A 22162-nucleotide genomic window follows, 5' to 3' on the forward strand; every position below is an offset into this window, starting at 1 on the left:
GAATTTGCATCAAGTCCACCTGCGGGTGGACTTTTATTTACTTTGGGCTGGTTATACTGTTCCTAGACGGAGCGGTAAGAAGAGAAGATAAATGAAAGAAAGCGAGGAATGTTAGATGTTGAATATGGTGATTACAGGTTTGATTATTGTATTGTTATCGATGAGGGAAAAAGAGGTTAAGCTTGATCGCATGTGGATGCTGCCTGTGATTGTTGCGGTCGCAATCTTTTTCAATATATCCCAAGTACCTCTTACAGGATTGACGTTGCTATTTTACATTATGTTTCTGGTCATTGGCTGCGGGGTAGGCTTGTGGCGTGCCTGGATGGAACGGTTGCGGGTGGATACGGTGACTGGCAAAGTGATGTCTAAAGGTTCCATGGGCACAGCTATTGTACTTATCATCATCATGTTTGTTAAACATTACATCAGCACACTGGATGTCCATCACAGCGTGGTTGCTCTGAGCAGTGCATTGTTATTTATACCGCTTGGAAGTATTGCCGCGCGTCGGTTTATCATTTATTATCGGGTTCGTCACATGCAAGCTGTCAAGGGATAGTTCAATCAACGTATAGCTAAAATTACACTGGAATCCTTACGAGAAGTCACCCGATCAGGCTTGGTGGATTCAAGGTGATGCGAAAGGAATACTTATGCGGAATCAATTTGTCACGTTGGATAACATACGAAAATTTATGGCTGATCATACAGGGGATATGATTCTCAGTCTGTTGCTGCTGTATAATCTGGTCAGTCCAATGGAACCATTCACCTGGCTCGGTTTATGTGCAGGTCTGGTTATCCGTTTACCTTACTTTGTACTGGTCTGGACACCGAACTGGTTAAAAAAAGATCGGATTCGTACGATCATGATTGGTTTAACCTGGGCGGCTACGCTTCTCTATGCAGCATGGTTCCATGCAGAGTACCGCATTTTTGAGCTTACCTTTTATCTCATCGGATATGCCGCGTTGAATCTGCCCGTATTCCGTTCCTGGTGGCTGGGTTTAATCATTCTCGTGGGTAACGGGCTATTATTATATGCCGCTGGAGTGGAGTTACATCTGATTTGGTTATATACGATGGCTTATATTGTCACGTACATTTTCTGCTGGGGAGCACGGATCAAGCGGGAAAGCAGGCGAGAGAGTGAACGTCATTATGCCGAATTACAGGCCGTACATGCCGAATTGAGCCAGGCGCATGACGAGCTTCAGCATACGCATGAAGAATTGGAACGGGCAACCGTTCGTTTAATGCACTATGCGGTGCTTGAAGAGCGGGGACGAATATCGATGGATTTGCACGATAGTATCGGAAATCGTCTGACATCGGCCATTGTGCAGCTTCAAGCCATTCCTTATATGATGAAGGTAGACGCGACTGAAGCGGATAAAGCCATTGGCACCGTGCTGGATGTGGTGCGGCAAAGCTTGCAGGAAGTGCGGACGGTGGCTCACCAGATGGGGAGTAGCGAAGCAGGGCTTGGATTAGTTGCGCTGAACAGTCTGGTCAATGAAGTACAGAAGCTAACAGGTTGTTCCATTGAACTGCGCTATGCTGGGCCAAAGGAAGCGTGGACGGAGGAGACGTCCGAACTACTGTACCGTATTCTACAGGAGGCCTTATCGAACATTATTCGTCATGCCCAGGCTACCCAAGTAAGCGTACATATCAAGGAACAGGAAGAGGATCTGTTCATGCAGGTAGAGGATAACGGCGTATTCATCCAGCAACAACCGCTTGTACCGGGTTTTGGTTTATCCAGTATGAAAGCAAGGTGTGAAAGGGCTGGAGGATCACTGACTATCGAAGCGATCCATCCGCACGGGATGAAGCTGATTGTCTGCATTCCACATGGCGGCATAAAATCGGCAACAGGAGGTGGTGAGTCATGACAGAGCAACCAATCATTCGTGTGCTTCTGGTGGATGACCAGCATCTGGTCAGGCATGGGTTACGTTTTATAATTAATGCCCAGCAAGATATGGAAGTGGTTGGTGAGGCAGGGAGCGGACATGAGGCGGTGAGGCTCGCGGCAGAGTTAGACCCCCACGTCGTGTTTATGGATGTGCAGATGGAGGACGGTGACGGACTGGAAGCCACACAGGCTTTAATGGATTTGCAGCCCGAATGCAAGGTTGTCATATTAACGACGTTTGATCAAGAAGATTACGTATATCAGGGAATACGTGCCGGGGCAGTAGGTTATCTGCTGAAGGACGCCGCGCCGGAAGAACTGATTGATGCGGTCAGGGCGGCTTATCGCGGTGAAGCGATCTACAGAACCGCTGTTGCTGCGAAGGTGATCGGCATTGCAGTACGATCCCCCGAAACATCAGCCCAGGACGAAAAAAAGGCAAGAGAAGCTGAGAATCCAACCTTCGGACAGGAAACGAGAGAGCTCGCACCACTCGCAGATGCCTTCACGGGACGTGAACTTGAAGTGTTGCAACAAATGGCTTACGGGCTAAGGAATGAAGAGATTGCCCGAAAGTTGTTCATTGGCGAAAGCACCGTAAAGACGCATGTGCACCGCATTCTGCAGAAGATTCAGGTGGACGATCGGACGCAGGCAGTGGTTTTTGCCATTCGAAACGGTTATGTAAAATAAGCATACACATGTAGGATTACAAATCGAATTTGAAATAGGCCCTGTACCGTTCAAGCGGTTCAGGGCCTTCTGCTTTTGTCGGATAGGTTGGTTGCTTTCTTTTCGTGGTTAACGTTCGGCCTTGTAATCCGTGTGATCCTTGTGTTTGGATGGATCAGCCGCACGCGCAGGACGTGAGTGAGCTTCAGTACGTTCAGTGCTCGTTTGCTGAGGTGAGTAGAAGTTAATGATATCGTCAACCGTGGAAAATACGACGTGTTCACTGGATTTATAATGATCTGTTGGAATAAAAACCTCTTTTCTGTAATGGATATAAGTGTAAGGAAGGTGTTTATACGAATACTCCGATGACAGAATAACCTTTCTATCGCTGTTATCCCCAGATTTTTTGATTCCCTTTTCCAAAAGGGAAAATCCGGTGATAAGCATATGCTTCCGATGTAGCTTTCTTTCAGAAAGCTTTCAGGCGAACGCTTCGCTTATCCAGGTTTTCTCTGTCCTCTCCGTTATTGTATAAACGGAAAATCCGAACTTATATAGGAATTTGTGTAGAGAAAAGCAACAAAAAGTAAGCGTCATTGGGCATAAATAAAGGGCTGCCGGAGGCAGCCCTCGTATCAATTACAGTTTAGTAACGTTCTCCGCTTGTGGGCCACGGTTACCTTGAGTTACTTCGAACTCGACACGTTGTCCTTCGTCCAACGTTTTGTAACCTTCACCTTGAATTGCGCTGAAGTGAACGAATACGTCTGTTCCTTCTTCAGTTTCGATGAAGCCAAATCCTTTGTCTGCGTTGAACCATTTTACTGTACCTGTTTGCATGTGATTCCTCCAAAAATAATAAGTTTTGTACGACCATTGGTATGAGCAGTATTTCATTCTGATATGAATGCTCATTCGGTAGTTAAACCGTGACGTTCTGTCCACTAATGTATCGACCTATATCATCATAGCATGCGTACCAATATAAGTCAATTTTTGAATGTATTTTCTAAAAAAAATTGCCCAAGGAAGCACAATCCCTTGCCAGACAGGATAAAATGGTTCATCAATAGATCGTATTTCCTTATCAAAAAGAAAGCGATTACATAAATAAGATTTTATTGTATATTATGTTGGAAACCTTGCGCTTTATGATATCGGTTAAAGACCGTGCATATTCGTTTGTTAGAGAAAAAGGGAGGAATCATACCATGTACCGGGTGCTGCTCGTGGACGATGAGGAAGATGTTCGTGAAGGATTGGTTGTCGAGGTGGATTGGGAGGCACTGGATCTACGCATTGTGGGTCTGGCCGAGAATGGCCGTGAGGCTCTGGAGATGGCAGAGAGGATAGAACCCGACATCGTGATTACCGACATCAGCATGCCGTTTATGGATGGATTGGAGCTGGCACGAAGATTAAGGGAGCGGAATCCGCTGGTGAAGGTCGTTATTTTAACGGGATATGATGAATTTGATTACGCTCGGCAGGCGGTATCGCTTAGTGTGGATGAATATTTGCTGAAGCCCTTCTCGGCAGGACATCTTACCGAACTGCTCACCAGATTGCGTGCTCAGATGGAGTCGGAGATTGCGGAACGTGAGGACGTGCAGCAACTACGAGAACACTATCGCACCAGCTTGCCTTTATTGCAGGCGGATTTGATTGCAACGTTGTTACATCGCCAAAAATCATCAGCATATATATTAAGCCGGGCAAGCCAGTGCGGACTGGAACTGGGAGGTAAACGTTATGGCGTATCGATCCTAACATTGCATCCGACCGAAGATCCGGAATTGAAGCTGTTTGCAGCGCTGAATATAGCGTCAGAGGTATGGGCAGATCACAAGGCAGGCTATGCCTTTATGCACCAAGAGACGGTTGTATTACTCTACGTGGAACCGCTGGACGGAGTAGCAGGGAATGCGGAAAACCCGCAACAGCATGCACTGGAAAATGTAATGCGAAGCATCCGTCACTATTTACGTGTACCTGTAACGATTGGGTCGAGTCGGCTTGTGGGCACCCTTCCCGATGTGAAACATGCTTATGAGGATGCTTTGCTGGCGCTGGATTACCGACTTGTGCCAGGAACGGATTCCCTGATCTACATTGCCGACGTGGAGCGTCAGGCGGCTGGCAAGCTGCGTTTTGATGAATTGAAACAACAGACGTTAACCCGCTGCTTGAAAGCGGGAACTCAGGCAGAGCTGGAGCAAGGGCTACAGATCATTTTCCGGGAAATTACGGTGGAGCATGGGCGCAGTGATATTCAGTTGTATTTGATCGAGGTATTAACTACCGTTTGGAAGGCCGCACAGGCTTCGGGTGAAGAGATGGAGGATATATTTGGTGCCGGATTCCAGCTGTATACGGATCTGTTCCGACTTCCGGGTCTGTCCGAGGCACAACATAAGGTGAGTGAAGTCTGTCTGCTTGTACAACAGCGAATCTCCAGCGGGCGCCAGCATGTGTATAAAGATATTGTGGAGCAGGCGCTCACGTTTACGAAGAAACATTATGCCGATCCGGATCTGTCCATTCAGAAGGTATGCGCGCATCTACATATCAGTTCCGGTTATTTTTGCAGCATTTTCAAAAAAGAAGTACAGCTTACCTTCCTGCAATATCTGATGCAGATTCGAATGGATGAAGCAAGGGAACTGCTTCGCTCCACGGAGCTGAAGTCGTTTGAGATAGCCGAGAAGGTAGGCTTTGCCGAGCCGAATTATTTCAGCTTTTGTTTTAAAAAGCATATTGGCGTCTCGCCCAAAGAGTATCGGAAACAGGCCACTACGACCCCGGAAGGTTCCCTTCAATGAGTTGGAACACGTTAACCGCACGAATCAAGTCTATTGTGATGAAGCTCCGCTTGGTTGTACGTTCGTCCAAGGTCAGCAGTATTCGTTCTATTATTACGTGGTCTTTCTCCATCTTCATTGTACTGGTACTCACCATTATGGCGATATTGCTGCATGACAAATTCACTCAGGCTGCGGAGCGCAGTGCAGAACTGTCGACCAGACAGATTGTGGATCAGGTCAGTTATAACCTGGAGGATTACGTGCGCAGCATGTCCCATCTGTACCGTGCGATTGAGGAACATATGCTACGGGACGGTACATGGGAAGGAGAGCAGGTAGACAAACAGCTGGATACCTTGCTCAGCAGCCGGGAAGATATCATCTCCATTACACTGCTCGACGCGGACGGACAGTTGCTCAAGAACAGACCGGCTGCTGAACTGAAGCGCAGTGCTCATGTCACGCAGCAAGGATGGTTTCAATCAGCCCTGCGTGTACCTAATCATCTAAGTTTCTCCTTGCCTCATATTCAAAATATGTATGCTGGACCCTATCAATGGGTCGTTTCCATGAGCAAGGGCATTACCATTAAACAGCAGGGTAGGGAGCAGCAAGTCATTTTACTAGTTGATATCAATTTCAAGCAAATGGACGAACTGAGCAGTCGGGTTAGCCTGGGGCAGCGAGGGTACGTCTATATAATTGATGAGAGCGCAGGCAATATTGTGTATCATCCACAGCAGCAACTCATGTATATGGGACTGAAAAAAGAAAATATTGAGCAGGCACTGGTAGCTACGGGGAGTTACGAAGATGAGGCCAATGGGCAAAAAAGGCTGAATACTGTCAAATCGGTGGCAAATATCGGTTGGAAAATTGTCGGTGTGGCGTATCTGGATGAAATCATGACGACACGTCAGGAAGTGAACGGATACCTGATTCGTGTGTTGGTCGTTGTGCTGGTGCTTGTCATTGTGGTATCCCTGTTTCTCTCTTCGAGTCTGACACGTCCAATCCGGCGCATGGAACGGAAGATGAAGGCGGTGGAACGAGGGGATTTCAACGTGGAACTGCCTATAACGGGACCACTTGAGGTCGAGCGCCTGGCACGCAGGTTCAACCTGATGGTGAACAAAATCCGTAACCTCATGGATGAGATCATTCATGAACAGGAGCAGAAACGCCGTCTGGAGCTGGAGGCCTTACAAGCCCAGATTAATCCTCATTTTCTGTATAACACGCTGAATTCGGTTGTGCGCATGGTGGGCATGAGCCGTAATGACGAAGTGATCACAATGATTACGTCGCTTTCCCGGTTATTCCGCATTAGTCTCAGCCAAGGGAAAACGATCATTACTGTCCGTGAAGAATTGGAACACGCCCGTCATTACCTGACTATTCAGCAGATGCGTTTCAAAAACAAGTTTACTTTCACCATTCATGCGGATGAGCAGGTACTGGACTGCCTCACACTGAAGCTCATTCTACAGCCGCTTATTGAAAATGCCATCGTGCACGGTATCGAGTATCACATGGACGAGGGGCGTATCGAGGTGGATGTGCAGCGAGAAGAGCAGATTCTGGTATTTCGCATTACAGATAACGGTGTAGGCATGTCGGAGGAACAGATGGAGGGATTGCTCAGCGGTCATCCGGTGGTGAAGAGCGGGGCGGGCTCCGGTGTCGCTGTACGCAATGTGCATGATCGCATCCGGCACTATTATGGCGAGAGATATGGCCTGGAATTTGCAAGTGAGCTGGAGGAAGGTACAACGGTATGGATTCGGATTCCTGTTCAGGAGGAAGAGAAGGAGGACGGGATGAATGATGGACGATAGCCCGATCAGTAGCAAAACCACTGGTGAAACCAGCAACAAGATCAATAACCAGAGCAAAAGCACACGCCGTGTATTGGCCAAAAAAAGCCAAGCCACGCTTCCCGGTTCCCCGGGATTTTGGCTATTCAAAGCCTTGTGCCAGGCAGCGGCGGCAGCCTGCTGTCTGTTCATCTGTGCCGCCTGCGGCATGGCAGGGGCGGATCAACCGGCGTCGCCGCAGCGCATAGCGCTGATTACGCCTGCGGGCACGGGGGAGCTCGCCGAAGCGATCCGCCTGGGAGCTGAGGCAGCCGCCAAAGAGCGTGGCGCACAGCTCATTACTGTTGAAGCGTATCCCGTGGATTCCGCTTCACACACCTCACCCAACGCGGACTATGCGATAAGTCCGCCACCTATGGGCACACCAGCCGCAGCAGATCGGGATTATACCCGCAGTGAGCGTGAACAGGCACAGGTCCAGGCAGCCGCACTCGCATTGAAACAAGGAGCAGCCGCGGTACTGGTTGATCCGTTAAGTGAAGATACCCTGGCTGATATCATTCGGGAGGCAGAGACGGCGAGAACGGATGGAAGTATCGTACCTGTTATTGTGCTCAACGATGAGTTCCCCGTCAAAGGCATCACCAGTGTCATCTCCATGGATAATCTCGAGGCAGGACGTCAGGCCGGGCAGGCCATGGCCGAATTACTGGAAGGTCATGGCCATATTGCTTTAGTAGGCCCGGACCCGCTAAGTGCAGGTCTGGTTCTGCGGGAACAAGGGATCGTGGAAGCGTTGCAGCAATACCCGGGTATCAACATCATCCCCAAATCCGTATGCAACAGCCGGGATGCATGCTGGCAAACAGTCAAGCAACTACTGGATCAGCATGAGCTGGCCGGAATCATTGCCCTGCAAGAGCCGGCATCGCTCGGCGCGGCAGATGAACTGCATCGCCGCAAGGATGGAAGGCAGATCAGCATTGTTGGGTTCGGCAGCGAACAACAACAGTTAGAGCAGTTGCAGGAAGGCGTTTTTCAACGATTGATTGTGCAGAATGGGTACAGTGCTGGCTACCTGGGGCTTAATCAGGCACTTGCCAAACTGAAGCGGGAGCATGTTCAGAAAAGGGTCATCCTGGAGACCAAGGTCGTTAGCACAGACAATATGTTCTGGATGGATAACCAGAAGCTGTTATTTCCGTTTGTGCAATGAACTGATGAGGATTTCGATAGAACAGATGAAGATATTGTATTCGAAAACAATGTAAACCCTTTCATAATAAAGACATCGGTAAAGCCGAATGAACTTGGGGGAGGTCATGAAGAATGAAAAAGAAAACGTGGATGACATTGTTGCTTACGGTGTGCATGGCGGTAGCGGCAGGATGCAGCAACGGGGGAGACAGCTCTGGCGGAAACGGAAATGCGGGAACAGACAGCGGCACGAAAGCAGAAGCTGGAACGCAAACGGAAAATCCGAAAATTGGCGTTGCCATCTATAAGTTTGACGATACGTTTATGACGGGAGTAAGGAACGCGATGACTGCGGCAGCGGAGGGCGTAGCTACCCTTGATATTGTAGACAGTCAGAATGCGCAACCGACACAGAATGAGAAGGTCGATCTGTTCGTATCCAAGAAATACAATGCCATGGCGGTGAATCCGGTAGACCGGACCGCAGCAGGTGTCATTATCGACAAGGCGAAAGCGGCTAACATTCCGGTGGTGTTCCTGAACCGTGAGCCTGTAGCAGAGGACATGAATAAGTGGGATAAAGTGTATTATGTCGGTGCGAAAGCGGAAGAGTCCGGTACAATCTCGGGTCAGTTGATCGTGGACTACTGGAAAGCGCACCCGGAAGCTGACAAAAACGGCGATGGCAAGCTGCAATATGTCATGCTGAAAGGTGAACCGGGTCATCAGGATGCCGAGCTGCGCACCAAATATTCAGTTCAGGCCATTCAGGATGCCGGCATTGAAGTCGAAGCGCTGGCTGAAGATACGGCAATGTGGGATCGGGTAAAAGGCCAAGAGAAAATGCAGGCCTTCCTTGCTTCGCATGGCGACAAAATCGAAGCGGTACTGGCGAACAATGATGACATGGCACTGGGTGCGATTGAAGCATTGAAAGCAGCGGGTTACTTCAAGGATGGCAAAACCATGCCTGTCGTAGGCGTGGATGCTACAGCTCCGGCGATTCAGGCGCTACAGGATGGTACCATGCTGGGCACCGTGCTGAATGATGCCAAAAATCAGGGAGCGGCAACGGTTGCGCTGGCTGCTGTTCTGGCCAAAGGCGAGACACCAACCAAAGAAAACACCAAATTTGATATTACAGACGGGAAGTATGTCTGGATCGCATACAAAAAAATTACGAAAGACAACATTGCCGACGCCCAATAATAGCAGCAGAGAGGGACGTATGTCACCCAGGCAGCGTCCTTTTTTTGCCGGTCAGATGAAAGGGGAAGATAGAAGATGCAGTCACCTTATCTGCTGGAGATGAACGGGATTTCCAAAGCTTTCCCCGGCGTGCAGGCACTCAGCGAAGTTACACTGAAGGTCAAGCCGGGAACCGTTCATGCGTTGATGGGCGAGAACGGGGCGGGAAAGTCAACCTTGATGAAATGTTTGTTTGGGATGTATCGTCCCGATGCAGGCACAGTGCGCATCGAAGGCAAGGATGTAGAAATCCCGAATTCGAAGGCTGCGTTACAGCAGGGTATATCCATGATTCATCAGGAATTGAATCCGGTTCCGCACCGTCCGGTGACGGAAAACATATGGCTGGGACGATTCCCGATGAAGGGTCCGCTGGTGGATGAGAAACGGATGTATGCCGATACGCTGGCACTGTTTCAGGATTTGAACTTGGATATTGATCCGAAGGCACTTGCCGGAACGTTGTCCGTGTCCAAAATTCAATCGATGGAGATTGCCAAGGCGGTATCGTTCCACTCCAAAGTGATTGTAATGGATGAACCGACCTCATCTCTTACAGGTAAAGAAGTGGAGCAATTGTTTACGATTATCAATAAGCTGCGAAGCCGAGGCGTGTCCATCATCTATATCTCGCACAAGATGGAGGAAATTTTAACGATTTCAGATGAAGTAACCATTATGCGTGATGGCTTTGTTGTAGGCACCTGGGACGCTGCGGACCTGACGACAGACCTGATCATTACACGTATGGTTGGTCGGGATTTAAGTGAACGATTCCCGGAGAGGCTAAATGTCCCCGGTGAAGTCATTCTTCAAGCAGAGGGGCTGACGTCGAATCAGCCGAATTCGTTCCGGGACGTTTCGTTTCACTTGCGCAAAGGCGAAGTACTTGGCATCGGTGGGCTTGTTGGCGCGCAGCGGACGGAACTGATGGAATCCTTGTTTGGCTTAAGAGGACTCGCTTCAGGTACGATTTCTATTCATGGGCGCAAGGTGAAGATTAACTCTCCCGCTGCCGCCAAGCGTCATAACATAGCACTATTGACCGAGGAACGGCGAGTGACCGGGATATTCCCCGTGTTATCCGTCTATGAGAATACGATTATCGCAAGCCTTGGCCGTTACCGGAATCGTCTGGGCTTGCTGGACGAGAAGAAGGGACGCGAAGAGGCGCGGGAACAGACGCAAAAGTTCAGAACCAAAACGCCTTCGGTTAACACGCTGATTCGAAACCTGTCTGGAGGAAATCAGCAGAAGGTACTGCTGGCTCGCTGGCTCTTGACTGACCCGGAGATTCTGTTGCTGGATGAACCGACACGCGGAATTGATGTCGGAGCCAAGTTTGAAATCTATACGATTATTACCGAACTGGCGCGACAAGGCAAAAGCATTATCATGATCAGCTCGGAGATGCCTGAACTGTTAGGGATGTCTGATCGCATTATGGTCATGAGCGAAGGACGCCTCACCGGCATTGTGGACGGGGCCGAGGCGACGGAGCAGCATATTATGAGGCTGGCCGCGCAGCAGCGGATGGCTGGTCAGGAGGAACACACATGAATACAACCCTTGTTCATCAAGTGAAGCAATACGTGGCTCAGCGTGCGATTTTTATCGTACTGATCCTGCTTGTTATCGGTATCGCCATTGCCGATCCGAACTTTCTCGCATTTTCCACGCTGAGAGATATTTTGCAGCAATCCTCCACTCGGGCGATTATCGCGCTGGGAGCGGCTTTCATTCTGGTGACGGGAGGCGTCGATCTGTCTGCCGGACGCGTCGTTGGTCTGACAGCGGTGGTATCGGCATCCATGTTACAGATTGATACGTACGCCAATCGCTTTTTCCCGGATCTGCCGCAATTATGGGTGGGTTTACCGATCGTGATCGGCATCGTAGCAGGGTTGCTCGTTGGTCTGGTGAACGGCCTCATCGTTGCCAAGCTGCATGTACCGCCTTTTATTGCCACACTGGGTACAATGGTGGCTGTCTATGGACTGAACTCGATCTACTTCGATACAGAACCCAACCAATCGCAACCCATCGGAGGGCTTAGACCGGATTTCACGACCATAGGATCAGGTTATATTGATCTGGGTGGAGGTTATTCGATTCCCTACATCGTGCTCATCGCCATTGGAGTAGCACTGATCTGCTGGGTTGTTTTCAACAAAACCCGTCTGGGTAAAAATATGTATGCCATCGGCGGAAACATTCAGGCCGCTCACGTATCCGGTATTCATGTCGCACGAAACCTGATTGCGCTGTATGCAATTGCAGGAGCACTCTATGGACTGGGCGGCGTACTGGAAGCAGCTCGTACCGGTGGAGCGACGAACAACTACGGTAATATGTACGAACTGGATGCCATTGCTGCATGTGTCGTTGGCGGGGTGTCTACGGCTGGCGGAATCGGAACTGTACCCGGTGTGATGGCAGGCGTGCTGATCTTTGGCGTCATTAACTACGGTCTCACCTTCATCGGGGTAAGTCCTTACTGGCAATTGATTATTAAAGGATTGATTATTGTTGCGGCTGTAGCGTTTGATATTCGCAAATACATGGCTAAGAAATAACAGGATATCTTCTTATTCTTCCAGAATGATTGATCTAATATGGAAAAACAACAAAGAAGCCAGCCCTCATCCCACGAGAGCTGGCTTTGAATACTTTATGATGAATTTTGCGTTGCGAAATACGTGCAACAATATTCATGTGCACATTCTAACATTTCAATTCATTCATATGTCCTATTGTTTTTGAAAATTATACATCCTTGCGAATTTTAACAGCTTCCAATAATCGACAACATCGGCTAATCATAATCGATATAATATTTGTGTATATGTTTGTTAGTGTGACTTTTGTCTAAGGGGGCGAGGCTATTTGCTAAGTTACACAATGAAGATGGTAATTTTCCCAATAGGTTGTCTGCTTGTCATTGTATCCTCTACTGTACTGGGACAAGCATCGCATCCAACCTTGATGATCGTCACAGGGATTCTGCTAATGATCAGCATATGGGCGGAACGGCGTTATCCATTTTTAACATGGACCCAATGGCTCATCCTTGGTGCATTTCATTATTTCAGTCAATTAAACTGGTGTAATCTGCTCTATTATATGCTCATCATTTCAATGATTCAGAACAAGCAGAGAATGGTACAGACCTTACCCATTTCACTGCTGCTTATGCTCCAGTATACAATCATCAGGTTGTCATATGTCCCGATAGAACCATACAGCTTGCTCGTGTCGTTATTTGATTTGCTGACCGCCGTGCTGGTTATTTGGCTATATCATACTTTAATGAACAGTGAGTCTGAACAACGGAAGCTTCGGGAAAAAAATCGGTTTCTTACCCTTCATGATCCGCTTACGGGATTGTTGAATTACGAAGGATACATGCAGGTGCTTCATAAGACGTTGGAGGAAGAACGATCATTCCTCTTGATTCTTTTGAATGTTAATAATTTTAGTGGATACAAAAAAGAATTAGACGATCCCTGGTGTGCAGTCATTAAGGGCATCGGACAAAAGATCACGAATCAGTTCCCCGAAGCTTATGGCATATCGAGGTATGCGGGCGACCGATTTGCCATTGTGTTGCCGCAAATACCCTATATCGAAGAACGGATATCTTCCTTGTTGTCTAATCAGCTACAGGGATTGCAAGCGAGTTATAGCGTATCGCGTTATCCGAGGTTATCACAGACCTTGCAGCAATTCATGACCATTGCGGAAGATCAACTGATCGAGCAACAGCGCAGTCAGTGGATTAAAAATGAAGAGGAAGTGTTCCGTTCCGAAAGACTGCGGGCTGTAGGCGAGCTTGCTGCAGGGATGGCCCATGAGATCCGTAATCCACTCACCGCAATCCGAGGATTTTTGCAACTGTCGCGTGGGCAATCCTTTAATATCGCACCGTGGTATGAAGTTATTATGAGTGAGGTCACAAGAGTCACTGATTTAACGGGGGAATTTTTACAATTTTCCAAACCTCAAGTCCATCATATGAAACCGGAGAAGCTGTCGCTTTGTCTGGAACGGGTGATGTCTCTGACCGAATCGGATGCGGCTTCCAGAGGACACCGGATTACCCTTCATGTGCGGGACGAGTCGGTTTGCGTGAACATGGATCGGGATAAAATTGTACAAGTTCTAATCAATCTGATCCGTAATGCTTTTGAAGCGATGTCAGACCCCGGAGAGGTACATATCGATATGATACAAGAAGGGGAGAACGTGTTGATCTCCATAGCGGATACGGGGAGCGGGATTCCCGAGCGTTCGTTAACCGCGATTTTCAACCCGTTTTTTACGACAAAAGAGGAGGGAACGGGACTGGGTCTTGCGCTTTGTCAAAAAATTGTTCAGGACCATAACGGTAATATTACCGTTCACAGTGAAATAGGTGCAGGTTCCACTTTCACGTTATGCTTGCCTGTAGAGTCGGGCGAATAATGCTTGGTCATTATAGGCCAGACCAGCGCAAAAGGGGGAGAAGGCGTGCTGGGTCTTTTAGTAATATGGAATAAACAAGGGCTATCCTATGAACTCCATCGGTCATTGATTACGATCAATCATCGATGGAGCTCCGGGATGCCCTTATTTGCGCGAAACGCATTTATACAGATGTGTCTTGATACGTACTTCCGGGTCTGGGAGAAGGGGAGATCGACAATCTGCGCCATAACCATTCGACTGGACCTAGTGGATATTTGCGCAGCCAGAGGTGAGAGAAAAGCATTAAGAACAGGCAGATGCCAAGCCATATCAGCAGAATAAACAGTGAAGACGGGCGTCCGCCCAGGCCAATTCCCCATCCATAGAAGAGCGCAGAGGCGATGATATTTTGTACAATGTAACAACTTAGCGCCATTTTTCCAATTTCACCGAAACGCTGGAACAGCGAGGGGAATAGCCCTTTTTCCAACCCATAAGTAATGATTCCGAGATAACCAAGCGTAAGTACTGGCGCGCTGATATAGCGTACCCAAATATCCATAACTCCACCGGGAACGAGCAGAAGCAGATTCAGAGGAATACCAGTCGCAAGTCCGGTCATCATCAGTTTACGGCGCTTACGGCGTCCTGACTCGTCGTTTGAAAATACACCTGTTCGCAGGAGCAGTGCCCCTAGCAGAAAAAGAAAAATATTTAGTGGGATGATAGCTATCGATTCTGCACGGAAAAAACCAAAATTATGTAGCCGGAACATTACTTGTTCCCACCATGCTCCAGAAGCGTACAGATGAGTAATGGTATCCATCCCGTTAAAGGATGAACCGGATTCGAACGCAATCAAGACTGTAATGCCTGTAACGGCAATCACATGTAGGCTTCCTGCAATCACCATCATCGTTAGCATAAAGCGTTTGGAGCGATGAATAATGAGGGAAACAATCATGCCAGTAACGGCATAACTCATTAACACGTCATACTCCATTACAAAAATATAATGCAAGAGTCCGTCCAGCAGCAGAAGGGCACATGACCAGATATAGACACCGGGCCAGGCATAGCCTTTACGAGCTGCTTTTTGGCGTTTCAATTCCATGCCGGCTCCAAATAGCAAAGTGAGCATGCCTAGAAATTTTCCATTCACCAAGATGAGCATGATCGTCTGCACCAGACGATCTCCTGAACTCCACCACGGTTCAAGCGCGTTACCGAATACCAGATTCAGATCGCCAAGGTAAGCAAAAATCCAGATGTTGGTTCCCAAGGTTCCAATAATCGCAAAACCCCGAAGGATATCGAGTAAGGCAATACGTTTCATGCAGTCCTCCTTTTTTGATACATATGAATTAAAAACAATATAACACAGATGTACTAAAAAGAAATATTAAATTTTAAAGGACATCAGGTTCATGGATAATGCGGCAGGTACATATCATGTTTCGCCATCGATGTTTTGTAATTTGGAAAATATGGTATTATCTATTAGATACGCTTTATTCTCAGAGGCAGGCTAGTTTAACGAATGTACTTTGGATTCAAGTCATAAAGGAGGCACTTGGGTGATTAAAAAACATTCTTGGAACCCTGTAACAATGAAGTGGAAAACAATGATCTCTGCTTTTCTGGCTATGATCCTATTTATGATGTCCGTTGTCCCGGCTCTTGCAGCTTCTCCGGGAAAAACCGTAAATGCATCAGCCAAATTGGCTTATAACCTCAAAGGACTCAAGTTTAACAAAGTTGTGCAGAAGGCTTATATAGCAGACAAGTACGTATACGTTACGCAGCGCGTGAATACGACATGTCAACTGTCCAGACTACTGATCAAAGGTAATAATGCCGAATACGTGGATCATATGACGATTACCAACAGCGGGCATTGCCAGACGCTCGATATGTATACGTATAACGGATCGAACTATTTTTATTTTAGTTCCAAAGCGGATGTAGCGCCTACCAATGTGTGGTCCCTTCAGGTAGCGAGACTTCAATACTCGGCTGGTAAAACCGTAGATTATACCGATCTTCATCGGTTTACTTATATGAACTACGCAAATAAAAAGGGAACAAAACAGGGAACGACATACCGAGTGGATGGCGGTGGCAACAGTAATTATACCGTGTTCCGGATTCAGACAAGGGAAGGCGGACAATCCAAAACGGATAAGGTAGTGTGGTCTGTGTATGATACGGCTGCTTTAAACAGGCTGCTTGATCAGAACAAGCAGGTTCGCATGGACAGCCCAGCGGCAATTAAAGCAGCAGTCTCCAGCTTTACGCAGTCGGGCAGCGGAATTATTCGGCCAAATGGTTCTTTCCAAGGAGTAGACTTACTGGGTAAGACTCAAATATTTACATCCGGTGGGGCAGAAGGAGATACGCCTCAGATTGCTAAAATCTCAAGTTCAGGCGCGTATCAGTCTCTTGTAAAAATAACGAATGTCGGAAAACATGAAATCGAGGGTGTACAAACGAAGAACGGGAACGTTTATTTTCTGATTGTGACCGATCCGGGAAACAAACCAAATGGGCAGAAAATATACTACGTTCCAGATAGCGTATTTTAAGAACGTTTTGGTGGGCCTCTGAGAACTATATTGCGATATCCATCTTATGGAATTCTAAAACAGTGTTTATAGCCGTTGTCTTCGCTCTGTAAAGAGCAAGGGCAACGGTTTTTTTTGGATTTATGGAAGATTTGACCTGCTGGTTACAGTTGTGCTACATTGTTATTAACTATTTGTTAATAACAAAATGTTAATAACAGAATGAGGTGCATGAATCATGTCTCATGGAGACAAAGCGCTTGACCCGGTTAACATTAGCGAAGAGGAGTTCCTAAAAACCTATGATGCCGGAGATTACGAACGTCCCTCGGTTACTGTGGATATGCTTGTATTTACGATCCGAAGCGGAGAACAGGAAAATTACCGCAAGCTGGCGGAACCGGAGCTTGGCTTGCTGCTGATTCGCAGGGGCGGTCATCCATACCTCGGGCAGTGGGCGCTGCCAGGAGGATTCGTCTCCATGGATGAATCACTGGAGGATGCTGCCCGGCGGGAATTACAGACGGAGACGGGACTGGACGATATCTATCTGGAGCAGCTGTATACATGGGGAGATGTAGGGCGCGATCCGCGTACAAGGGTCATTAGTTGCTCTTACATGGCTTTGGTGGACAGCAGTGAGCTGGAGCTTCAGGCGGGTGATGATGCCAGCGATGCAAGCTGGTTCCGGGTAGAGCAGAAGCTCATCGAAGAGAAACGTCATATTCATGAACGCGGACGGGTGACAGAGCGCAGATTGCAACTTATTTTGAGCAATGAAACAGAACAGTTGTCCGCCATCGTAGAAACCAAAGAGCAGGTAGAGGGGCGCGTGCGGAACAGAAAATTGAGTATAGTGCATGTTCAAGGGATCGCGTTTGACCACGCCCAGATTATACATTATGCGTTAGAGCGGCTGCGTTCCAAAATTGAATATACGGATATTGCGTTTAATCTGATGCCGGAGAAATTTACGTTAACGGCGTTGCAGAAGGTATATGAGATTATTAGCGGCAAAAAACTGCTGGCAGCTGCATTTCGGCGCAAAATGACGGATTGGGTCATCGAGACGGGTAAATATGCAAGTAGTGCCGGGCATCGGCCATCCCGGTTGTACCGATTAAATCCGGAGAGAGAAGAATGGTAGTTGAATTTAGTAATCGGATTCAGTAATGAGCAGAAATGATTCAATCCGAAGAAAGTAAGCAATAGTTGGACAGATAGAAGTAAGAGGTGATATGTATGGAAAAGTTTACGTTTTTCTGGCGGACGGAATCACCGTTCTCTCAGTGGTTTAAGGCTGACTTTACGGTGAACGGGGTTCAGTATACAAGTGCAGAGCAATATATGATGCATCAGAAAGCGCTGCTCTTTGGCGATCAACAGATTGCGGATAAAATCATGAACAGCCGTTCGGCTTCTGTGCAAAAAAAGCTGGGCCGCCAGGTCACGGGTTTCAACCAGACGACATGGGAAAGCGAGTGCCAGCGCATTGTCTATGAAGGCAATCAGGCAAAATTTACACAGAACGAGGATTTGCTGGCGGCTTTGCTTGCCACCCGAGGCACAACACTCGTAGAAGCAAGTCCGGATGACCGAATCTGGGGTGTGGGGCTGGCGGAGGAAGATCCGCGTATTCGTAACCGAAAAACATGGCGAGGAACGAACTGGCTAGGCGAGATTCTTACTCGTCTGAGAGAAGAGATAGGAAGGGATCGAAATGAGTAACTTCGATAAACAAAACAAACACAACAAAATCAATCATTCAAATCATAAGACTACGGGGTCTCGTCATTCTAACGTAGCAGCAGAGGGCACAGGTATTAACTCGCGTTCCGGACGCTCGCGTATAGCGCATCAGACGTTGGAGATTCTGGAAGAAGGCTTGTATGTAAACGGGTATGATCGTGCTGTTCATATCAAGAAAGACATGGAGCAAGCCATTCAGAATTCAGTTCTCTATCGGCCCTCGGAGCTTTCTGAACTAGGGGAGAAGCTACGCAAAGGGGGACGGGGACGCATAGATGAGCAAGCAAGCTCGGCAGGGAACCAGCAAGAATCCCGGTCTATGGAGTCCCGAGGAAACCTGGCACGGATAGAAGTAACCAGTGAAACGACGCTTGCAGCAGCAGCGCGTCTGACCCTGGAGGAGGGTAGAACGGATGTTGTTTGTTTAAATTTTGCATCGGCCAAAAATCCGGGCGGTGGTTTCCTTGGTGGAAGTCAGGCTCAGGAGGAAAGCTTGGCACGGGCAACGGGGCTGTATCCATGTATTGCACAGATGACCGAGATGTATGAGTATAATCGCAAGCAGCGGACTTGCCTCTACTCGGACCATATGATCTATTCTCCAGGTGTTCCCGTGATCCGTGACGACTATGACCGATTGCTGGATCAATATTACACAACCGCCTTGATCACCGCTCCGGCGGTAAATGCAGGTGTGGTCAAAGAGCGGAAGGAAGCAACAGATGCAGAGATCAAGTCGGTCATGAAGCAACGCATTCGATATGTACTGGAGGTTGCTGCTGTACAAGGCCATAGAACCATCGTACTTGGAGCCTTTGGCTGTGGTGTGTTTCGGAATGAGCCGGAACGGGTCGCTTCGTATTTTGCCGAGGTCTTGGATGAAGAAGGATACAGGGACTACTTCGATTACATCGTATTTGCCGTATATGACCGGAGTGCAGGACAGCGAACGTTGGAAGCCTTCAAGCGCCTGCTAGCATGAGTGTGAGCAGGGGTAGTGGGAAAGCAGGGACGTCATGTCATAGAAAGGGTGAACTAACATGCAATTTCATGAACGACAACAGGATTTGTTTGAACTAGAGGATCACTATGCGCTGGCACATTGCATATCAGCCGATGCGAGAATGGGTAAAGGAATCGCGGTGCAATTCAAAGAGCGGTTTGATCTACAGACTCTTCAGGAGCAAGCGAAGCTGGAGCCGCTGGACATTGGGAGATGTTATCCGGTTGGAAGGACGCTGAATCTTGTGACCAAAGCCAAATTTTCAAATAAACCTACGTATTCATCATTAACACAGGCGGTTGAATCAATGCGGGACGTCTGTATAGAGCAGGGAATTACTGAGCTGGCTATGCCCCGAATCGGTTGCGGGTTGGACAGATTGAAGTGGGAGAAGGTCAGCGTCATTATTCAGAATACGTTTGCGGAGATGGATATCGAGATCGTTGTATGTACGGTATGATGGAGTACAATCGGTATGCTGTATCTAAAATAAAAAACCTCAGCTGGGTAAGGAAGCGTGCGAGTGACGGGGAGTAAGACGATTACGAAGTCTGATCCCTGTATTCATTAAGCCTGGAGCATGATTCATCTGCTCTGTGCTCTCGCAAACGCGCTTCCGTTACCGAAGCGAGGTTTTTTGTTGTTTTTATAAATAGGCGAAGCTGGATTTATTTTTTGGAAAACATTTCTTTTGCTTCATCCATAGCCATCTTGTTCCCGATAGAGGAATAATCAAGCCAAGGCTGTGCCCCGATTGGGTATACATGACCTGCTTTGACCGCTTTCAGCCCTTGCCAGATCGGATTGTTTTGTAGCTCCTTGAACATCGTTTGGGCTTCATCGTCCGAGTTAACCACGACAAAGATCGCATCGGCATCATAGTCCGGCAGCACCTCACGGGATACAACCTGATACGGTTTGGAAGTGTCCATTTCTTTGATGCCTTTGGCTGGAGTCAGTCCGAGATCATCGTACAAAATAGGGCCCATAGGACGGCGTGTGCTGAATACACGTAATTCCTTGGCGGTCACACGAATCGCCATCACGGTGCCGTCACCGATCTGATCATGAATCAGTGACTTAACTTCCTTCGTTTCCGTTTCGTAGTCCTGAATATATTGCTCCGCTTCCTTCTCGCGATTTACCAGCTTGCCAATCTCTTTCAGGTGATCCCGCCATGTGCCGTCGTCCAGATTGAACACCTGTACAGGTGCGATTTTTTCGAATTTGGCTACATCGTCACCGGAAAACTCCTCATCGAGATAGATGACATCCGGTTTAAGCGCGAGCAATGCTTCCATATCCGGGTCTTTGACGGGGCCAAGTGGTGTCGTATCTTTCAGGCGATCAGCCACATGGGACAGGAAACCTTTCGCTTCACCGCCGATGACAGAACCGACAGGCGTGATCCCGAGAGAAAGCAAATCATTGGTCAGGTGGATGGACATGGAAGCGATACGCGGCTCACCCGAAGCTGCATTGTTATTTGTATTGTCTGCCGAGGTGCTTGGGTTTGAAGTGGTGTTTGAATCGTTTGCGCCCGATGTGGACGTTTTGGCTGTCCCGCAGGCTGCAAGAACCAGAACCAAACTAATGGTTAGCAAAAACATAAGATTTTTCTTTAACATAAATTCGCGTTCTCCTTAAACATCTCATGGATGAAATTCATATTTTGGATAGCTTTATTTCGTTCGTACAAGCAGGTATAAAAAATAGGGCGCGCCAATCGCGGCTACAACAACACCCGCTGGAATAGCATTTGGTGCAAATATCGTCCGGCCGACCGTATCGGCCGTCACCAGAATCACCATGCCGATCAGTCCGGCGGCGGGAACCAAGTGCCGGTGCAGTGGCCCCACCAGTCTGCGGGCCAAATGCGGGGCGGCGAGTCCAATGAAGCCGATACCTCCAGCGACAGATACGCTGACCGCAGATAAGGCAACGGCACAGAGCAAAAGCAGGATGCGCCGCGAGCGCACAGGCGTGCCGATGCTGGTCGCAGCGGCATCGCCTAGATGGAAGGCGTCCAACGTTTTGGAGCGGCTCCAGATATAGGCGATGCAGATTACGGTCCAAGGCAACAAAGCCTGGACATGAATCCAGTCACGACCCCATACACTGCCTGCAAGCCAGCGTGCAGCGAAGGAATACGTGTCCTCGTCCAGACGCAGCGACAGATAGAGCGTAAGCGCATGAAATCCAGCAGCAACGGCAATACCGACGAGAATGAGTTTAATTGGTGATACACCGCTGTTTCGGTCATAGGACAGTAGCATAATAATCAGCGCAGCAGCTACACTGCCGGCAAACGCAAAGAGTGGGATCAACAGTGCTACTGAGGTATCCATGCTGAATGAAAGGCTGACAAAAACAATTAACCCAAAAGCGGCCCCGGCATGTAAACCCAGAATTCCCGGGTCGGCAAGTGCATTGCGCGTTATGCCTTGTAGCGCAGCACCTGCAATTCCTAATCCAGCCCCGGCAAGCACGGTGACCAGAATGCGGGGCAATCGGTAGTCAAACAGGATGATCTGATCCTGTTCGCTTCCCTGTCCCATCAAGGTCTGCAGGGCGGCGAGAGGGGATACGCGAACGGTACCCGTGTTCAAACTGATGAGAACTACCAAAGCTGCGAGACAGAGCAGGATAAAGCCGACGATTACGGCTCTTTTGCCCCGAGAGGTCTGATTCAACTTTTCTAATGGAAATCTGACGACGGATTTCATTCCCCGTTT

19 protein-coding genes are annotated in these 22162 nt (G+C 48.3%); 15 read left to right on the plus strand and 4 right to left on the minus strand.

All coding sequences use genetic code 11. The features are described 5' to 3' along the window. Positions 1-115: 115 nt before the first annotated feature. The 3 genes from FS818_RS15755 (at position 116) to FS818_RS15765 (ending at position 2617) form a co-directional block, all read left to right on the plus strand. Complete coding sequence (locus FS818_RS15755) at positions 116-562, plus strand: DUF1453 family protein (RefSeq protein WP_145333107.1); 447 nt, start codon at positions 116-118, stop codon at positions 560-562. Between the two features lie 136 nt (positions 563-698). Beyond that, positions 699-1901 (plus strand): sensor histidine kinase, encoded by a 1203-nt coding sequence (locus tag FS818_RS15760; RefSeq protein ID WP_186375508.1) that lies wholly within the window; start codon positions 699-701, stop codon positions 1899-1901. Then, a complete protein-coding gene (locus FS818_RS15765) occupies positions 1898-2617 on the plus strand; it encodes a response regulator (RefSeq protein WP_145333109.1) in 720 nt (239 codons plus the stop codon). The genes FS818_RS15760 and FS818_RS15765 overlap by 4 nt, the downstream gene beginning before the upstream one ends. Before the next feature lie 621 nt (positions 2618-3238). Here FS818_RS15765 and FS818_RS15775 read toward each other — a convergent pair. Continuing rightward, complete coding sequence (locus FS818_RS15775) at positions 3239-3439, minus strand: cold-shock protein (RefSeq protein WP_111270569.1); 201 nt, start codon at positions 3437-3439, stop codon at positions 3239-3241. A gap of 371 nt (positions 3440-3810) precedes the next feature. Between FS818_RS15775 and FS818_RS15780 the strand changes: the two genes are divergently transcribed. From FS818_RS15780 to FS818_RS15810, 7 genes are all read left to right on the plus strand, one after another. Next, entirely contained in the window at positions 3811-5421 is a 1611-nt protein-coding gene (locus FS818_RS15780) for a response regulator (RefSeq protein ID WP_145333111.1), read from the plus strand. Then, positions 5418-7241: a cache domain-containing sensor histidine kinase gene (locus FS818_RS15785; protein ID WP_397351778.1), complete on the plus strand. Its 1824-nt coding sequence runs from the start codon at positions 5418-5420 to the stop codon at positions 7239-7241. The genes FS818_RS15780 and FS818_RS15785 overlap by 4 nt, the downstream gene beginning before the upstream one ends. Beyond that, positions 7228-8436, plus strand: coding sequence for a substrate-binding domain-containing protein (locus tag FS818_RS15790; RefSeq protein ID WP_145333112.1), 1209 nt, complete (start codon positions 7228-7230; stop codon positions 8434-8436). Before FS818_RS15785 ends, FS818_RS15790 begins: the two co-directional genes overlap by 14 nt. Positions 8437-8549: 113 nt before the next feature. Further along, on the plus strand, positions 8550-9626 hold the full coding sequence (locus FS818_RS15795) for a galactose ABC transporter substrate-binding protein (RefSeq protein WP_145333113.1): 1077 nt from the start codon (positions 8550-8552) through the stop codon (positions 9624-9626). Between the two features lie 75 nt (positions 9627-9701). Beyond that, on the plus strand, positions 9702-11225 hold the full coding sequence (locus tag FS818_RS15800) for a sugar ABC transporter ATP-binding protein (protein WP_145333114.1): 1524 nt from the start codon (positions 9702-9704) through the stop codon (positions 11223-11225). Continuing rightward, positions 11222-12241, plus strand: coding sequence for a galactose/methyl galactoside ABC transporter permease MglC (mglC, locus tag FS818_RS15805; protein ID WP_145333115.1), 1020 nt, complete (start codon positions 11222-11224; stop codon positions 12239-12241). Before FS818_RS15800 ends, mglC begins: the two co-directional genes overlap by 4 nt. 325 nt (positions 12242-12566) lie before the next feature. Further along, positions 12567-14129: an ATP-binding protein gene (locus tag FS818_RS15810; protein WP_260984838.1), complete on the plus strand. Its 1563-nt coding sequence runs from the start codon at positions 12567-12569 to the stop codon at positions 14127-14129. Positions 14130-14292: 163 nt separating this feature from the next. On the opposite strand, the gene FS818_RS15815 is transcribed toward FS818_RS15810, so the two are convergent. Further along, positions 14293-15447 carry a DUF418 domain-containing protein gene (locus FS818_RS15815; protein ID WP_145333116.1) on the minus strand — a complete coding sequence of 385 codons (1155 nt, stop codon included), beginning with the start codon at positions 15445-15447 and terminating at the stop codon, positions 14293-14295. A 274-nt stretch (positions 15448-15721) separates the two neighbouring features. Between FS818_RS15815 and FS818_RS15820 the strand changes: the two genes are divergently transcribed. The 5 genes from FS818_RS15820 (at position 15722) to FS818_RS15840 (ending at position 19887) form a co-directional block, all read left to right on the plus strand. Beyond that, on the plus strand, positions 15722-16696 hold the full coding sequence (locus FS818_RS15820) for a helveticin J family class III bacteriocin (RefSeq protein WP_145333483.1): 975 nt from the start codon (positions 15722-15724) through the stop codon (positions 16694-16696). A 217-nt stretch (positions 16697-16913) separates the two neighbouring features. Beyond that, positions 16914-17822, plus strand: a complete 909-nt coding sequence (locus FS818_RS15825) for an NUDIX hydrolase (protein WP_145333117.1) — start codon at positions 16914-16916, stop codon at positions 17820-17822. 95 nt (positions 17823-17917) lie between these two features. Next, on the plus strand, positions 17918-18403 hold the full coding sequence (locus FS818_RS15830) for an NADAR family protein (protein ID WP_145333118.1): 486 nt from the start codon (positions 17918-17920) through the stop codon (positions 18401-18403). After that, complete coding sequence (locus tag FS818_RS15835) at positions 18396-19406, plus strand: TIGR02452 family protein (protein ID WP_145333119.1); 1011 nt, start codon at positions 18396-18398, stop codon at positions 19404-19406. The genes FS818_RS15830 and FS818_RS15835 overlap by 8 nt, the downstream gene beginning before the upstream one ends. Before the next feature lie 58 nt (positions 19407-19464). Next, complete coding sequence (locus FS818_RS15840; RefSeq protein ID WP_145333120.1) at positions 19465-19887, plus strand: macro domain-containing protein; 423 nt, start codon at positions 19465-19467, stop codon at positions 19885-19887. A 208-nt stretch (positions 19888-20095) separates the two neighbouring features. On the opposite strand, the gene FS818_RS15845 is transcribed toward FS818_RS15840, so the two are convergent. Then, positions 20096-21055 (minus strand): iron-hydroxamate ABC transporter substrate-binding protein, encoded by a 960-nt coding sequence (locus FS818_RS15845; protein ID WP_145333121.1) that lies wholly within the window; start codon positions 21053-21055, stop codon positions 20096-20098. 54 nt (positions 21056-21109) lie between these two features. Further along, positions 21110-22153 carry a FecCD family ABC transporter permease gene (locus tag FS818_RS15850; protein WP_145333484.1) on the minus strand — a complete coding sequence of 348 codons (1044 nt, stop codon included), beginning with the start codon at positions 22151-22153 and terminating at the stop codon, positions 21110-21112. Between the last annotated feature and the right edge of the window lie 9 nt (positions 22154-22162).

Source organism: Paenibacillus xylanexedens, from assembly GCF_007680605.1.
Lineage (GTDB): Bacteria > Bacillota > Bacilli > Paenibacillales > Paenibacillaceae > Paenibacillus > Paenibacillus xylanexedens_B.

Coding starts and splice junctions, on each gene's coding strand:
- FS818_RS15755 (WP_145333107.1), top strand. CDS start 116: ATGTTGAATATGGTGATTACAGGTTTGATTATTGTATTGTTATCGATG.
- FS818_RS15795 (WP_145333113.1), top strand. CDS start 8,550: ATGAAAAAGAAAACGTGGATGACATTGTTGCTTACGGTGTGCATGGCG.
- FS818_RS15850 (WP_145333484.1), bottom strand. CDS start 22,153: ATGAAATCCGTCGTCAGATTTCCATTAGAAAAGTTGAATCAGACCTCT.
- mglC (WP_145333115.1), top strand. CDS start 11,222: ATGAATACAACCCTTGTTCATCAAGTGAAGCAATACGTGGCTCAGCGT.
- FS818_RS15775 (WP_111270569.1), bottom strand. CDS start 3,439: ATGCAAACAGGTACAGTAAAATGGTTCAACGCAGACAAAGGATTTGGC.
- FS818_RS15810 (WP_260984838.1), top strand. CDS start 12,567: ATGAAGATGGTAATTTTCCCAATAGGTTGTCTGCTTGTCATTGTATCC.
- FS818_RS15840 (WP_145333120.1), top strand. CDS start 19,465: ATGCAATTTCATGAACGACAACAGGATTTGTTTGAACTAGAGGATCAC.
- FS818_RS15845 (WP_145333121.1), bottom strand. CDS start 21,055: ATGTTAAAGAAAAATCTTATGTTTTTGCTAACCATTAGTTTGGTTCTG.
- FS818_RS15830 (WP_145333118.1), top strand. CDS start 17,918: ATGGAAAAGTTTACGTTTTTCTGGCGGACGGAATCACCGTTCTCTCAG.
- FS818_RS15825 (WP_145333117.1), top strand. CDS start 16,914: ATGTCTCATGGAGACAAAGCGCTTGACCCGGTTAACATTAGCGAAGAG.
- FS818_RS15790 (WP_145333112.1), top strand. CDS start 7,228: ATGATGGACGATAGCCCGATCAGTAGCAAAACCACTGGTGAAACCAGC.
- FS818_RS15800 (WP_145333114.1), top strand. CDS start 9,702: ATGCAGTCACCTTATCTGCTGGAGATGAACGGGATTTCCAAAGCTTTC.
- FS818_RS15835 (WP_145333119.1), top strand. CDS start 18,396: ATGAGTAACTTCGATAAACAAAACAAACACAACAAAATCAATCATTCA.
- FS818_RS15785 (WP_397351778.1), top strand. CDS start 5,418: ATGAGTTGGAACACGTTAACCGCACGAATCAAGTCTATTGTGATGAAG.
- FS818_RS15765 (WP_145333109.1), top strand. CDS start 1,898: ATGACAGAGCAACCAATCATTCGTGTGCTTCTGGTGGATGACCAGCAT.
- FS818_RS15780 (WP_145333111.1), top strand. CDS start 3,811: ATGTACCGGGTGCTGCTCGTGGACGATGAGGAAGATGTTCGTGAAGGA.
- FS818_RS15815 (WP_145333116.1), bottom strand. CDS start 15,447: ATGAAACGTATTGCCTTACTCGATATCCTTCGGGGTTTTGCGATTATT.
- FS818_RS15820 (WP_145333483.1), top strand. CDS start 15,722: ATGAAGTGGAAAACAATGATCTCTGCTTTTCTGGCTATGATCCTATTT.
- FS818_RS15760 (WP_186375508.1), top strand. CDS start 699: ATGGCTGATCATACAGGGGATATGATTCTCAGTCTGTTGCTGCTGTAT.